The 13,813-nt window shown below is 57.2% G+C and carries 13 protein-coding genes; 4 read left to right on the top strand and 9 right to left on the bottom strand.

From position 1 onward, the window contains the following. Window positions 1–75: 75 nt before the first annotated feature. From slmA to coaBC, 5 genes are all read right to left on the bottom strand, one after another. Window positions 76–675 (bottom strand): nucleoid occlusion factor SlmA, encoded by a 600-nt coding sequence (slmA, locus tag G565_RS0106840; RefSeq protein ID WP_028670259.1) that lies wholly within the window; start codon window positions 673–675, stop codon window positions 76–78. Continuing rightward, window positions 672–1,604 (bottom strand): acetylglutamate kinase, encoded by a 933-nt coding sequence (argB, locus tag G565_RS0106835; RefSeq protein ID WP_028670258.1) that lies wholly within the window; start codon window positions 1,602–1,604, stop codon window positions 672–674. Before argB ends, slmA begins: the two co-directional genes overlap by 4 nt. Before the next feature lie 156 nt (window positions 1,605–1,760). Beyond that, complete coding sequence (locus G565_RS27585) at window positions 1,761–4,340, bottom strand: phosphomannomutase/phosphoglucomutase (RefSeq protein WP_051207515.1); 2,580 nt, start codon at window positions 4,338–4,340, stop codon at window positions 1,761–1,763. A 150-nt stretch (window positions 4,341–4,490) separates the two neighbouring features. Continuing rightward, complete coding sequence (dut, locus tag G565_RS0106825; protein WP_028670257.1) at window positions 4,491–4,949, bottom strand: dUTP diphosphatase; 459 nt, start codon at window positions 4,947–4,949, stop codon at window positions 4,491–4,493. Window positions 4,950–4,977: 28 nt separating this feature from the next. Further along, window positions 4,978–6,189 carry a bifunctional phosphopantothenoylcysteine decarboxylase/phosphopantothenate--cysteine ligase CoaBC gene (coaBC, locus tag G565_RS0106820; protein ID WP_028670256.1) on the bottom strand — a complete coding sequence of 404 codons (1,212 nt, stop codon included), beginning with the start codon at window positions 6,187–6,189 and terminating at the stop codon, window positions 4,978–4,980. A 156-nt stretch (window positions 6,190–6,345) separates the two neighbouring features. Here coaBC and radC point away from each other — a divergent pair, with 156 nt between their 5' ends. The 3 genes from radC (at window position 6,346) to rpmG (ending at window position 7,818) form a co-directional block, all read left to right on the top strand. Next, complete coding sequence (gene radC, locus G565_RS0106815) at window positions 6,346–7,020, top strand: RadC family protein (RefSeq protein WP_028670255.1); 675 nt, start codon at window positions 6,346–6,348, stop codon at window positions 7,018–7,020. A 394-nt stretch (window positions 7,021–7,414) separates the two neighbouring features. Continuing rightward, on the top strand, window positions 7,415–7,651 hold the full coding sequence (gene rpmB, locus G565_RS0106810; protein ID WP_028670254.1) for a 50S ribosomal protein L28: 237 nt from the start codon (window positions 7,415–7,417) through the stop codon (window positions 7,649–7,651). Between the two features lie 11 nt (window positions 7,652–7,662). Continuing rightward, window positions 7,663–7,818, top strand: coding sequence for a 50S ribosomal protein L33 (gene rpmG / locus G565_RS0106805; protein WP_028670253.1), 156 nt, complete (start codon window positions 7,663–7,665; stop codon window positions 7,816–7,818). A gap of 100 nt (window positions 7,819–7,918) precedes the next feature. On the opposite strand, the gene G565_RS0106800 is transcribed toward rpmG, so the two are convergent. Together G565_RS0106800 and G565_RS0106795 are read right to left on the bottom strand one after the other, a co-directional pair. Further along, entirely contained in the window at window positions 7,919–8,485 is a 567-nt protein-coding gene (locus G565_RS0106800) for an ATP-dependent Clp protease proteolytic subunit (protein ID WP_028670252.1), read from the bottom strand. Window positions 8,486–8,765: 280 nt separating this feature from the next. After that, window positions 8,766–10,667 carry an ABC-F family ATP-binding cassette domain-containing protein gene (locus tag G565_RS0106795; RefSeq protein ID WP_028670251.1) on the bottom strand — a complete coding sequence of 634 codons (1,902 nt, stop codon included), beginning with the start codon at window positions 10,665–10,667 and terminating at the stop codon, window positions 8,766–8,768. Between the two features lie 69 nt (window positions 10,668–10,736). On the opposite strand from G565_RS0106795, the gene G565_RS0106790 reads away from it, so the two are divergent. Beyond that, window positions 10,737–11,219, top strand: coding sequence for a DUF2390 domain-containing protein (locus G565_RS0106790; protein WP_169579620.1), 483 nt, complete (start codon window positions 10,737–10,739; stop codon window positions 11,217–11,219). Window positions 11,220–11,488: 269 nt separating this feature from the next. Here G565_RS0106790 and G565_RS27185 read toward each other — a convergent pair whose 3' ends face one another. Then, window positions 11,489–12,595, bottom strand: a complete 1,107-nt coding sequence (locus G565_RS27185) for a hypothetical protein (RefSeq protein WP_051207514.1) — start codon at window positions 12,593–12,595, stop codon at window positions 11,489–11,491. A 344-nt stretch (window positions 12,596–12,939) separates the two neighbouring features. Then, window positions 12,940–13,647 (bottom strand): ParA family protein, encoded by a 708-nt coding sequence (locus tag G565_RS0106775; RefSeq protein ID WP_051207512.1) that lies wholly within the window; start codon window positions 13,645–13,647, stop codon window positions 12,940–12,942. Window positions 13,648–13,813: the final 166 nt, after the last annotated feature.

Raw genomic sequence — 13,813 nt, 5'->3', positions numbered from 1 at the left:
CTTGGTTGCAGTGCGCGGCATGAATTGAACCACCGGCACACTGGTGCCGGTGCAAACTCCTGTTAGCGCGAACGTTTACTTGAACACCGCCACCGTCAATACCCGCCACTGGGCTTCCCAGTCCTGGGTGGGTTTGCGTTTGAACTCGCTGCGTACGAATTGATTGATCCGCCCTTCCGCAACGCTCAATAACAGGTTGGCCGTTTGGGTGGCGGTCATTTCAGTACGCAGGCCTTCACGCAGCTCGGCTTCCCGAATGATTTGCTTGATCTGGGTTTCCAGGCGATCGAACACCTGGGCCACGCGGGAGCGCAGGCGCTCTACTTCCCCTGCCAGGGCATCGCCGATCAGGATGCGGCACATACCCGGGTTACGTTCGGCGAAATGCAGCAACAGGGTTAGCACGGCCTCGCACTGGGCCATCGCCCGGGTTTCTTCTTGCAGAATTCGACTGACGCGGGAAAACAGGGTTTCCTCGATAAACTCGATCAGCCCTTCGAACATTTTTGCCTTGCTCGGGAAGTGCCGGTACAGCGCCGCTTCCGAGACACCAACGGCCTTGGCCAGGCGCGCGGTGGTGATGGTTTTGCCCGGGCTGATTTCCAGCATGTGGGCCAGCGCTTGCAGGATCTGATCGCGGCGCGACAAGCCTTCCTGGGTATTACTTTCGGTCATGAGGGTTCCATCTGCGTCTGGTCGAGAATGTCGGCGTCGTTAGTGATCAGTGTGCCAACGCCCTCGTTCGAGAATATTTCCAGCAGTGTTGCGTGCGCGACTCGTCCGTCGATGATGTGGGCGCTGGTGACGCCGTTGTGAATTGCCTCAAGGGCGCATTGAATTTTGGGCAACATGCCGCCGTAAATGGTGCCATCGGCGATCAGTGAATCCACTTGTTCTGTACTCAGGCCGGTCAGTACCTGGCCTTCTTTGTTCTGCAGACCGCTGATGTTGGTCAGCAGAATCAGTTTTTCGGCGCCCAGCACTTCGGCCAGTTTGCCCGCAACGAGGTCGGCGTTGATGTTGTAGGAAGCGCCATCTTTGCCAACGCCTATGGGGGCTACAACGGGAATGTAACCCCCTTCGGTCATCAGTTCGATCAGGCGGGTATCGACTTTGTCGACCTCACCGACGTGTCCGATGTCGATGATTTCGGAAGTATCCAGATCCGGCGTCTTTCGGGTGACCTTGAGCTTGCGCGCCTGAATGGTATGACCATCCTTGCCGGTTATGCCAAAGGCCTTGCCGCCGGCCTGATTGATCAGGTTGACGATGTCTTTGTTGACCAGGCCGCCGAGCACCATTTCCACGACATCCATGGTTTCGCTGGTGGTCACGCGCATGCCGTTAACGAACTTGCTTTCAATGTTCAGCTTGGCCAGTAATTCACCGATCTGAGGTCCGCCGCCGTGCACGACCACCGGGTTAATACCCACGGTTTTAAGCAACACAATGTCGCGCGCAAAGCTGGCTTTGAGGACGTCGTCGACCATGGCGTTGCCGCCGTACTTGATGACCACGGTGGCACCCTGAAACTTCTGCAGGTACGGCAGGGCTTCGTGCAGGACGTTCACAAAGTTCAAAGCGGTTTTACGATCGAGCGGCATGATATGACCTACTGATAACTGTCTGGGCGGTGATGACAGGAAAGTGGAGCCCGTCCGGTAGTGGGTGTCCCGGCGTGGTCGGTGTTACCAGTCCGGGGCAGGATGGCCAGGCGTCGGGTTACTCGACCTGCCCGGCCCTTTCCAGAAAACGGCGCATTAAAAGGGAATCTGTAACTGGCTGTCAACGGCTTCCAGTTGCGAGCGGAAGGCATCCTGAATGCGCGACAGCGCCTGATCGGTATCGGCCTCGAACCGGCAGACTAGCTTGGGCGAGGTATTGGAGGCGCGTACCAGGCCCCAGCCGTCCGGGAAGTCGACGCGTAACCCGTCGATGTCGGTGATGCGACCGCCGGGAAAGGCGGCGTTGCGCTGCAGTTGCTCGACAATGCGGAATTTGCGGTCGTCCGGAGCTGAAATGTTCATTTCCGGGGTGTTGATGTCTTCCGGGAAACTGCCGAAGAGCGCATCCAGGTTGTCGCTGCGTGTGGATATGATTTCCAGCAGACGACAAGCCGTGTAGAGCGCGTCGTCAAAACCATACCAGCGCTCCTTGTAGAAGATGTGTCCGCTCATTTCACCGGCCAGCAACGCATTGACTTCTTTCATCTTGCGTTTGATGTGCGAGTGACCGGTTTTCCACATCAACGGCTTGCCGCCGTATCCGACAATCAGCCCCTGCAGACGACGACTGCATTTGACGTCGTAGATCACGGTCGCACCCGGGTTGCGGGTAATGATGTCCTTGGCCAGAAGCATCAACAGACGGTCAGCGGGAATGATCTTGCCCGAGTTGGTGACCAGCCCGATGCGGTCGCCGTCGCCGTCGAATGCCAGGCCGATGTCGGCGCGGGTTTCAATAACAGTACGGGCCAGGTCTTGCAGGTTCTTGGGGTCGCTCGGGTCTGGATGGTGATTCGGGAAATTGCCGTCGACGTCGCAATACAGGGGCAGAACGTGGCAACCGAGTGATTTGATCAGCTTGGGCGCGATGTTGCCGGCGACACCGTTACCGCAATCGATGACTACCTTGAGGGGGCGAGAGACCTTAACGTCTTCAGTGACCCGATTGATGTAGCTGGGTGTGATTTCGTTGCTGGTGATGGTGCCATTGCCGCTGTGAAAGCGTTCTTCTTCTATGCGCCGGTGCAAGCCCATGATTTCGTCGGTTGTCAGGGTGTTGCTGGCCAGTACGACTTTGAAGCCATTATAGTTGCTGGGGTTGTGGCTGCCGGTGACCATCACACAGGACGGGGTACCCAGGGTGTGGGTAGCGAAGTAAGCCAGTGGTGTCGGCACCACGCCAATGTCGATGACATCGCGTCCGCTGGCGGTCAGTCCGGCAATCAGTGCTTTGCTCAGCTCCGGGCTCGACAGTCGGCCATCGCGCGCCACAACCACGGTTTGTTCGCCCCGGTCCAACGCTTCGCTGCCAATGCCCAGCCCGATCTTGCGGGCGATGTCACTGTCGAGGGTTTCACCCATTATGCCGCGAATGTCGTACGCCCGGAATATCTCGGCCGACACGGGAGAGCTGTGGCCCATTTGCATGGGAGCGGGGGAATCCATACCCAGCAGGTCGTCGTCGCTTTCGAGCATGCTGACGTCGAAATCACTGTCGACTTCTTCGGCCTGGGGCAACGGTGGTGGCGTCTGAGCAAACGGTTGGCCACCCTGCGAGACCATGGCGGGCGCGCTGGGGCGAGCCCCCTTGCCCATGCGCAACCGATTAACGCTTTTCGCCAGGGAGTTAAACAGACCCAGGCGGTAGGGTTGGTTGTCAACCGACTGATTACTCAGTACACGCTGAATAAAGCGGGCGAACAGGTTCGCGTCGTGTCGCATGGCTGATTGCAACCGGTTTGCAGCAACCAACAGTGAGGCCAGTGCAATGGCGAAAATCAGACCGAAGGTTGCCCACAGGTTGGTCGCGGCAAACACGGTCGATTGCGCCAGTTCATCCGAGGGCTGGAAGGTCAGCGACCAGTTCGGGTTATCCGAGCGCAGGGTGCGCACCGGGTTCGAGGTTTTCACCCCGTAGGTCAGCAGGGTTTGTTGGCCACCGCCCTGAAACTGTTGCACCACCACAACGTTACCCTGGTTGCTGTTGATACCGTTCAGAGACTCTTCCAGGTAGGCCATGTCCTGACTGACGCTGAGTGTGCCGATCAGAGTGCCCGTTCCGTTGCGGATCGCGATGACTGAATGCAGGTAGGGTTCACCGTTTACCTGATGGGCCTCCCAGGGCAGGTTTTGTCCCTGCTCCGTGCGCTGGATCATGTCCATGCCGGCAAAGGCGAGCGGCGGCATAGCTTCCGGTTGTTGTGACGCCTGGCCAAGCGGGAAAAGATGCACTGCTAGCCCATAAGGCAGGTTATTGACCAGGCGAGCCTCGGCGTTATCGAGCTCGGCCCGGCTGGCGCTTTGCACCAGCTCGATCAACGGGTCACCGCTGGCCAGACGTTGCATCAGTGAACGGTGCTGACTCAGTACGTTGTTGAAATAGGCTTCGTACTGCTCTCCAACCTGGCTGATCAGTTGCTGCTGGTGAGTTTCGTTGACCGGGCCAATGGCCTGGTTGATGACCCACCAGGCCGACGCTCCGATCGACAGGGCAATGGCCAGCATGGGCACCAGCAGGTAGGTGAAAACGCTGCGATTGGCCGCATTGCCTGAGGTGCTCGGAGTCGCCTTCTCACTGGCTTTGGGTTTGTTCTTCTTATTGCCGAGTAACGCCACAGACAATTCCTTAAAAGAGGATGGTTGAATACATCGTGAATTCGAGCGACCTTGCGCCCCGGCGCATTACCGGGTGCAGTGATCGCTCACTTCCTTCAGCTACTTTAGCCCAAGCTCAGTGACAGGTTAAGCCTTGTTGAACAATTCCGACTAATGTCGACCGGTGTGACCGAAACCACCAGCCCCCCGTTCGGTTTCCTCGAAGCTTTCTACCCACTGGAAATCGGCCTGTACTACCGGTACCAGTACCAGTTGGGCGATGCGCTCACCGGGCTCAACGGTGAACTCGGTGGCACTGCGGTTCCAGCATGAGACCATCAGTTGCCCCTGATAGTCGCTGTCGATCAGGCCCACCAGGTTACCCAGCACGATGCCATGTTTGTGACCGAGCCCGGAGCGCGGCAATATCATTGCGGCGTAGGCCGGGTCTTCGACGTAAATGGCAAGGCCGGTGCCGATCAGTTCGGTCTGACCGGGTTTCAGTGTCAGCGGCTCATCCAGGCAGGCGCGCAGATCAAGTCCGGCGGAGCCCTCGGTCCCGTATTGAGGCAATGGCAGGGTATCGCCCAGGCGGGCATCGAGTTTTTTGATTTTCAGCGGTTTTTTCATCAGGGTTCGGGTTCCAGCGGTTTGGTTGTCAGGTCGGGTGTTGTCCGGCAATGGCCGCGATAATAAAGCGTGCGACGGCGCTTTTCGAGGCGGGCCCAAAGGCTTCTTCACGCTCCCGCCCAACCAACAGGATTTCGTTCTGGTCGCTGCCAAAGGCAATGTCCGTTCGGGAAACGTCGTTGGCGACGACCCAGTCGACCTGTTTACGGGTCAGTTTGGCACGGGCGTAGGCTTCAACCTCATGGGTCTCGGCGGCGAATGCGATCACGCAAGCCGGGCGCTCCGGGTGGCTGGCTACGGTCGCTATGATGTCCGGGTTTTGAACCAGCTGCAGCGTCAGGTGTTCGGAGCCGGGTACCTTCTTCAGCTTCTGGTTTGCCGCTTCAGCGGGCCTGTAGTCAGCCACGGCTGCCGTGCCGATGAATACATCGACATCCCCCAGCTCACCGAGAGCGGCGTCATACATTTGTTGAGCACTGATCACGTCTATACGGCTGACCCGGTCGGGTGTCGGCAGGTGCACCGGCCCGGCGATGAGCGTGACACGGGCGCCGGCCTCAGCAGCGGCCTGCGCCAGGGCAAAGCCCATTTTGCCGCTGCTGTGGTTGCTCAGATACCGCACCGGGTCCAGGGCCTCACGGGTCGGGCCGGCGGTAATCACCACCCGTTTGCCGGTTAAACTGCCGCTGTGGAACAAACCGCCTGCCAGTTCGGCCAGGTTATGGGGTTCGAGCATGCGGCCCGGACCTACATCTCCGCAGGCTTGCTGACCGGCGTCGGGTCCGAACCAGGCGAGCGTGGGGTACAGTTGCTGCAACCGGGCAACATTGGCCTGGGTGGCCGCGTTCAGCCACATTTTTTCGTTCATGGCCGGCGCCAGAGCACGCTGCGCCGTAGTGGCCAGCCAGAGGGTGCTGAGCAAATCGTGACCGGAGCCTGCCGCCAGGTGGGCAATAAAGTCCGCAGTGGCGGGCGCGATCAATAGCAGGTCGGCCCAGCGGGCCAGTTCGATGTGGCCCATGCCCATCTCCGCGGCTTCGTCGAGCAATGAGTGATGCACGGGGTTTCCGCTGAGCGCCTGCATCGTCAGCGGGGTGATGAATTCGCGGGCCGCGTCGGTCATCACCACCCGAACTTCGGCATCAGCCCGTACCAGCTCGCGCACCAGCTCAGCCGATTTGTACGCGGCAATACCACCAGTGATGCCGACAATGATCCGCTTGCCGGCCAGGGTCTCCAGATTCGGGGTTTGCATGCTCGCGCTCTGCCACTCAAAATAGAGGGCAAGAATACCATAAGGGATTGGTATTCATCACAGCGAGGCGCTTGGTTGCTCAGTTTGAGTGCCCGCTTCGCACCTGGCAGACGGGAGTGTCTGTCTGAAAAGGACGTTACTATGTCAATCAAGGACTGGCCGGCTTCAGACCGGCCTCGAGAGAAACTGCTGCAACGCGGGGCCAGCGCCCTGACCGATGCAGAATTGCTGGCCATCTTTCTTCGCACCGGCCTGCCCGGCGTCACCGCGGTTGATCTGGCGCGCCAGCTACTGACCGATTACGGCAGCCTGGGAACGCTGTTGGCGGCCGACCAGGCCCGCTTCTGTCAGGGCAAGGGGTTGGGCTCAGCCAAGTTCGTGCAGCTGCAGGCCGTACTCGAAATGAGCCGGCGCTATTTGCTGGATGAACTGAAAACCTCGCCGTCGCTGACATCGCCGGGTGACACCCGCCAATACTTGCTGGCGCAGATGCGCGGTCTGCCACACGAGGTATTCGCCTGCATCTGGCTCGATAATCAGCATCGGGTGCTGCAATACGAGCCTTTGTTCAGCGGCACCATAGACGGCGCGGCGGTGTACCCTCGCGAAGTGGTGCGTACCGCCCTCAAACACAATGCAGCGGCGGTCATACTGGCTCACAACCACCCCAGCGGCGTGGCCGAGCCCAGCCAGGCCGACCGGCAGATTACGGACCGGCTGGTGGAGTCACTGCGGGCCATCGATGTGCGGGTGCTGGATCATATGGTGGTGGGTGCCGGTGTGGTGGTGAGTTTTGCAGAGCGTGGCTGGATATAGGGTCAAGTACTCCGGTTTCGGAGTTTGCACGTAACGAGCGCCAGCTGCCGGTGGACCCTCTGCGGGGGAGTCCGCAGCAGGGATGCTGCGGTCTAGGCTCCAGGGATGGATTTACGCCGACCCCGCAGAGGGCCCACCGGGAGCTGGCGCGGGCCAATGCCACCCAACCAAACCGAACTCCGAAACTTGTGTATCAATACCTGTTTAGATCATTTATTCGCCGCTTTCTCTTGAGCTTGGGGGCGTGTTCTGGTATAAATCGCGCCTCATTTTATCCGGGCCCCGGATCAAAAGTGCGGATCGGGGGTTAGAAACGACCGAACCAATACATTTCGGGGGGTCGATCGGTTTATGTTTAACCTCGGTGGCACCGAAGAATCGGAGGCGATTAATAATGTCCAGAGTTTGCCAAGTTACGGGAAAGCGTCCTGTAACCGGGAATAATGTTTCCCACTCACATGTCAAAACCAAGCGTCGGTTCCTGCCGAACCTGCACACTCACCGTTTTTGGGTAGAGGGTGAGAAGCGTTTTGTAAAACTGCGTGTCTCTTCAAAAGGCATGCGCATCATCGACAAGAAGGGCATCGAGGCCGTACTGGCTGACGTTCGTGCCCGTGGCGACAAGATTTAAGGAGCCAAACCATGCGTGACAAGATCAAGTTGGTATCCAGCGCTGGCACTGGCTACTTCTACACTACAGACAAGAACAAGCGTAACTCACCCGACAAACTGGAATTCAAAAAGTTTGATCCGGTGGTTCGCAAGCACGTTATGTTCAAAGAAGCCAAAATCAAGTAACTTTTGCGCTATTGAACAAAAAAAGCCCGGCACTGTCCGGGCTTTTTTGTGGCTGTAAAATGGCAGTCCAACGTTATTTCGCTGGCCTGCCCGGCTGGTGTTAGCTGATCTCTTTCGATGACCGAATAACTTTGCTGACAATGCCGTACTCAATGGCTTCAGTGGTAGTCATCCAGCGGTCGCGTTCAATGTCTGTGCGCACACGCTCAATGGGCTGACCGGTCGCGTTGGCGATGATCTGTGCCAGACGTTCACGCATGCGAATAATCTGTTCGGCCTGAATCGCGATGTCGCTCGCCTGGCCGCCTACGCCGCCTGAGGGTTGGTGAATCAGAAAGCGTGTGTTGGGCAGGCAATACCGGTCTTCCTTGTCCGCCGCGAGGAAGATGTGCGTGCCGGCGCTGGCCACGTAGCCGGTACCGATCACTTTTACGCGCGCATCGACATACTGAATGATGTCGTGAATGCTGTCTCCGGCTTCGACGTGACCGCCCTGGCTGTTGATGAACAGATGGATGTCTTCGTTGGACTCATCGGCCATCGCCAACAACTGTCCTATGACTTTTTTGGCCATCGACTGGTTGATTTCTTCACAAATGAGCACCTTGCGTGACTGCACCAGACGATCAGCAACCGGATCGAAACTGCGTTCTTCTTCTTTCTTCATGACATTCTCCTAAATAGGCCTCCTGGTCATCGGGGATAGCCAGGTCGTAAAATAGCCCGGTTCTGACGGTGAACCGGCGTGTCCATGCGTTTTATTCACATTGGGCCAGATACTCATGCCGTCTGACTTCACGGCGAATGCTGACTGGATGCTGCGCCCTAACGTTCTGATTTTAAAAGCATTTGCGGTGTTGATTCATTTTCCACCCGGTGCGCGCAATGGCCGCTTACCGGGCGCTTGCGCCAACTACCCAAGGCTTGTCCAGAGACTTATCCACAGATTATGTGGATAGCTCTGCCGCTTCCACTTGCTCTGATAAGGTCAGCCATTGCTGTTCCAGTTCATCGACGTTCTGGCGACCTTCGGCTTGTGCCTGCAGCGTCTTCTGTAAGGTGGCTTTTTGATCGTCCTGATATAAGGTGGTGTCGGCGAGCCGGGCTTCAAGCTCTGCCAGTTTTGCCTGGGCCAATTCGAGGTCGTTTTCGACCTTTTTCAGTTGTCGCAGCAGCGGTTTCAGCCGCTCGCGCTCTGCTGCTTTTTGCTGGCGCAGGGCTTTCTTATCGGCAACCGATGATTCTTTGTCGCTGACTGCCGAGTGCCCCTGGAGTTTATCGGGCTGCTTCAGCAGGGTCTGAAAGTAGTCTTCAAGATCGCCGCTGTATTCCGTGACCTGGCCGCCATTGACCCACCAAAAGGTATCAGCGGTGTTGTTCAGCAGGTAGCGATCGTGTGACACCAGCACCACGGCACCATCGTATTGCTGTAATGCAAAGTTCAATGAATCACGCACTTCAAGGTCAAGGTGGTTGGTGGGTTCATCGAGCAAGAGTACGTTCGGTTTCTGCCAGGCGATCAGTGCCAGGGCGACCCGGGCCTTTTCACCACCGGAAAACTGGCCGACCGGTTCGTCGGCTCGCTCACCGGTGAAACCAAAGCGGCCGACAAAATTGCGGAAGATCTGCTCCCGCACGGTCGGATCGAGCCGACGCAGGTGCTCCATGGGGCTCGCCCGGCTGTCGAGAGACTCCAGCTGATGCTGGGCAAAGTAGCCAATGCGCAAGTGCTGACCCCGCACCATATCGCCTGCTTGGGGTTCCAGGGTGCCCGCCAGCGCCTTAACCAGGGTTGATTTGCCCGCGCCGTTCAAGCCAAGCAAACCCACCCTCATGCCCGGATGCAGCGTGAGCTCGACATTGCTAATGACCGTATGCTCGCCGTAACCGAGGCTGACTTCACTGAGGCTGAGCAGAGGGTCGGAGAATTTGTCGTAACACGGGATCGACAGGTCATAGCCATTGTCGACATGCGCCGGTGCGGTCAGCGTCATCCGCTCGAGCATCTTTACCCGGCTCTGTGCCTGCTTGGCTTTGGTGGCCTTGGCCTTGAACCGGTCGACAAAGGACTGAATTTCAGCAACCCGGGCCTGTTGCTTTTCATACTGGGCTTGCTGCAGGCGCAATCGTTCGCTGCGCTGACGCTCAAACTGGCTGTAGTTGCCTCGATACAGTGTGAGCTGCTGTTGTTCCAGGCTGAGTACCTGAGTTGCTACACCGTCCATAAAATCCCGGTCGTGCGAAATGAGCAGCAGGGTACCGGGGTAACGTTGTAACCAGCGTTCGAGCCAGTAGCAGGTATGCAGATCAAGGTGGTTGGTTGGTTCGTCGAGCAGCAACAGATCGGCGGGTGACATCAGGGCGCGAGCCAGGTTGAGCCGAACACGCCAGCCACCCGAGAAATCCGACACGGGTCGGGCGAAATCGGTGACGACAAAGCCGAGCCCCATCAGCAGCTGTTCCGCTTCAGATTGCTTTTCAAACGCCTTGTAGGTATCGAGCGCGCCCAGAGCATGAGCGACCCGGTCGTCATCGTGGGCTGCCTGGGCGGTGGCCAGTTCAGTTTCCAGTTCGCGCAGATGCCCATCGCCGTCTAGCACGAAATCGAGCGCCAGACGTTCAACGGCATCGACCTCCTGCGCCATGTGAGCGACGCGCCAGTTCGCCGGCACTCGGGCGGTGCCACCATCAAGACTCTGTTCGCCCTGAAGCACCTGAAACAAAGTGGACTTGCCGCTGCCATTGGCCCCGATGACGGCAATGCGTTCGCCGGGGTACAGGGTTGCGGAGGCGTTGTCGAGCAACGGCTTTCCGCCGCGCTGCAATTGAACATTCGATAAGGTAATCATGGCGCGCAGTTTACCAATGCGCTGTGGTACTGTCTCTGATTACCGATGTCGCCCCAGATATTCATTACCATGACCCAAACGCCCAACAACGCGAACACGGACGCCGATCGCCCGGCAGACCTGTGGTCTTTTGCACTGCGTTGCTATGCCATAGAACAAGCTCACTTGTTGTCGTTGCAACACAATGCTGGTTTGCACATCAATGATGCCCTGGTTGCTGCCTATGCCGCTGCCAGCGCGTCGCTGTTGGATGGGGTGCGGTGGGAGTACGTCCGTTCCGGTCGGCCGCGCCAGATCCTGCTGCGGGTCCGCCGGGTACGACAGAGTATGAAGCGGTCTGATCCGAATCGGCCCCGGGCATTGGATTTCGAACTGGAGCTGGAGCGATGGGATCTGTTTCGACTGGCAGGGTGCGTCAGCGGGAAGGGTTCAGCAAGCGACGAAGATCGGTCGGCTGAGGTGCTCAGTGAGCAATGCGACCTGTCTGTCGATGAAGTAAAGGCACTGATACATAGATTGCGGTGCAGTGCGGGGCCAAGTCATGGCGAGTGAAGGTTAACCGGGAGTTGAAAAAGACTTCCGCCTTTTTAAGAGTGATATCCGTGTAACTCACCCTGCGGGGTTAAAACACGATAACCCCAAAATGTGATTTTTACCTGTCTCATAAAATCAACGATGTCGCGGTCATTGCTTGCGCGGGAACCTCCGTGTTCTGGTCGCAGGCAACTGACATTCTGCGAACCTCCACAGCCTGCCAGTACAAAACGGTCATGAAAAGGGGTTGGGCAGCACCGTTGCCCGCCCCGTTCACTCTGCCGGAATCAGGCGTCCTTTTTCGGGTCGAACAGGCTGCGGCCTTCATCGGATGGTACGGTATTGACCAGCGGCTGTTTGGGGGTCGCAGGGCTTTGAGGTGCCGGTTCAGGCGTGTTGCTGCTGGTCGGGCTGCTCACCGCCGGAGCGCTGGGGGCAGACGGAGCCGCCGACGGTGCGGGTGACGCTTTCGGAGCTGCTGGTGGCTTGGGAGCGGCGGCTTTAGCGGGTGCGGACTTTTTGGCCGCTGCTTTTTTAGCTGGCGCTTTTTTGGCTGTAGTCTTTTTTGGGGCTGCTTTTTTCACCGCGGCTTTTTTGACAGTGGCCTTTTTGGTGGCTGCTTTCTTGGCAACGGTTTTCTTAGCCGGTGCTTTGGTTACCGTTTTTTTCTTGGCGGCTGCTTTCTTTGGTGCGGCTTTTTTGGCAACGGTCTTCTTCGCGGTTGCCTTCTTTGCCGCGGCTTTTTTCACCGGTGTCTTTTTAGGGGCTGCGCTAGCGACGGTTTTCTTGGCAGTGGTCTTTTTAGCAGCCGCTTTTTTGGGTTTGGCTTTGGCTTTTTTGGCCTTGGTCGCTTTTGCTGCCTTGGCGGCTGCCTTTTTGGCGACGGCATCCGCTTTCTTTTCTTCAGCCTTGCGCACTTTGTCCAGTGCCTTGTTCAGTGCATCGGCCGCCTTTTTCTCGTTGACTGCAGCCAGGTAGGTGTCCTTGGCGGCATCCAGTTCCAGTTTCAGGTCGTCAGCAGCAGCTTTGGCGGCCTGGTACGTTGCCTTTGCTTTGGTCAACTGTACTTTGGCAGCCTGGGTAGCACTGGTTTTTGCACGCAGCGTCGCAGCCTGCTGTTTGGCCTGGGCTGCAGCGACTTTCTTGCGAGCGGCATCGAATTTTTTCTTGAGCTGATCCCGGGTTTTGGTGCTGTCGGCAACAGCTTTATCGCGCATTTTTTCGAGTTCAACTTGCAGTTTGCCAATTTCGGTCTTCAGCACATCAACCGGTGAGGTTTTGGCGGCAGGCGACGTCGTGCGCTTCGCGGCGGTTTTGCGCGCTGGTGTTTTGCGAGCGGCTGTTTTTTTTGCGGTGCGGGTTTTCGGTGTCGCTTTCTTCTTGGCGGCGGCCATGAGTCTATCCCCTCAGTTGTTCTGTGTGTTCCCGATTTCTGACAGAAGTGATGTCGGTTTCAACACCGGTTAACCGACTCTGGACAGGGTTTGTCGCGGAGTCAGGCAGGTGTCGAATAACCCGACGAGGCACTTCAATGTTGACTGGAAACGAACACCTGAAGCAGGCGCGTATCCGTCATTATTTTCTGCACTGTACTATTGTCAGCCATGAATGAAAATTCAAGCGCTGAAAGCGTTAAATATCGGGTTTTCACGAAAAAAACACGATAAAGATGACGATATTGAAGGATTCATGGATTAACCGGGTGGCGCAGCACAATTTCAAGTCGTCAATGCCAGCGTCAACTGTCGATCCAGTCGATGAGCATTTGCCAGTCGAGCAGATCATTATTCTGTGCATTGTCGAGATCGAAAAGACCCAGACCGTACTCAGATGCCCGCACATAAAACTGAGTGTCGCGAAAGGTGGTAATGAAAGGGATTTTGAGGCTGCGCAGGAACAATTCCAGCTTGGAATACACCAGGGTGTTTTTGCGCGCCCGGTTGGCGACAACAGCCACTCGTTTGGGCGACGTGCGAAAGACCGGACAAAGCAGCAGATCTTTAATAAACAGTGTCGTCGCGCGAATGTCGATCGGTGAGGGCGTGACCGGAATGATGATGATGTCGCACTCCCGCACCAGTTCATTGAGCAGAGTGCCGGTCAGGCCGGAGGGTGTATCGATAATGACCTTGGACGTATCCGGTGGAATGTTGCGCAAATGAAAAGAGCGTGTGACCTGGGCATTGGCATTGCGGTAAGCAGCAACACCATGAATGCGCACTCGATCCGGCTGGCGCGACTGTAACCACTGTGTAGCTGAGCCCTGGGGGTCGTAGTCGATCAAAACGGCGGTTTCATTGCGGTTGGCAAAGAGGCTCGACAAATTAGTTGCAATAGTTGTCTTGCCACTGCCACCTTTGGCATTGGCTATCAACAGGCGGGTTGGCTGAGGGGCTGAAATCACCCGCGCTGTGTTTTTGTTTTCATCCGAGGGATAAAACGACATCCTGTTACGCTACCCTACTGCTGATTAAACCATGCTCTGGTGTATGAGTGGCCGGAGCCATATCAATGGCATGCAAGTCATTGATTTCGGGAAAAAAGCTTACAACCCATAGTTTGTCAATTGGGGCTGGATTTCGACAGCAGGCCCTGGTCGGACAACCTGCCGG

Origin of the sequence: Saccharospirillum impatiens DSM 12546, from assembly GCF_000423605.1 — a bacterium.
Lineage (GTDB): Bacteria > Pseudomonadota > Gammaproteobacteria > Pseudomonadales > Natronospirillaceae > Saccharospirillum > Saccharospirillum impatiens.
Note: the sequence above shows the minus strand (reverse complement) of the source record. Positions and strands in the feature narration are given on the sequence as shown.

Coding starts and splice junctions, on each gene's coding strand:
- slmA (WP_028670259.1), bottom strand. CDS start 675: ATGACCGAAAGTAATACCCAGGAAGGCTTGTCGCGCCGCGATCAGATC.
- argB (WP_028670258.1), bottom strand. CDS start 1,604: ATGCCGCTCGATCGTAAAACCGCTTTGAACTTTGTGAACGTCCTGCAC.
- dut (WP_028670257.1), bottom strand. CDS start 4,949: ATGAAAAAACCGCTGAAAATCAAAAAACTCGATGCCCGCCTGGGCGAT.
- radC (WP_028670255.1), top strand. CDS start 6,346: ATGTCAATCAAGGACTGGCCGGCTTCAGACCGGCCTCGAGAGAAACTG.
- rpmB (WP_028670254.1), top strand. CDS start 7,415: ATGTCCAGAGTTTGCCAAGTTACGGGAAAGCGTCCTGTAACCGGGAAT.
- rpmG (WP_028670253.1), top strand. CDS start 7,663: ATGCGTGACAAGATCAAGTTGGTATCCAGCGCTGGCACTGGCTACTTC.
- G565_RS0106800 (WP_028670252.1), bottom strand. CDS start 8,485: ATGAAGAAAGAAGAAGAACGCAGTTTCGATCCGGTTGCTGATCGTCTG.
- G565_RS0106795 (WP_028670251.1), bottom strand. CDS start 10,667: ATGATTACCTTATCGAATGTTCAATTGCAGCGCGGCGGAAAGCCGTTG.
- G565_RS0106790 (WP_169579620.1), top strand. CDS start 10,737: ATGACCCAAACGCCCAACAACGCGAACACGGACGCCGATCGCCCGGCA.
- G565_RS27185 (WP_051207514.1), bottom strand. CDS start 12,595: ATGGCCGCCGCCAAGAAGAAAGCGACACCGAAAACCCGCACCGCAAAA.
- G565_RS0106775 (WP_051207512.1), bottom strand. CDS start 13,647: ATGTCGTTTTATCCCTCGGATGAAAACAAAAACACAGCGCGGGTGATT.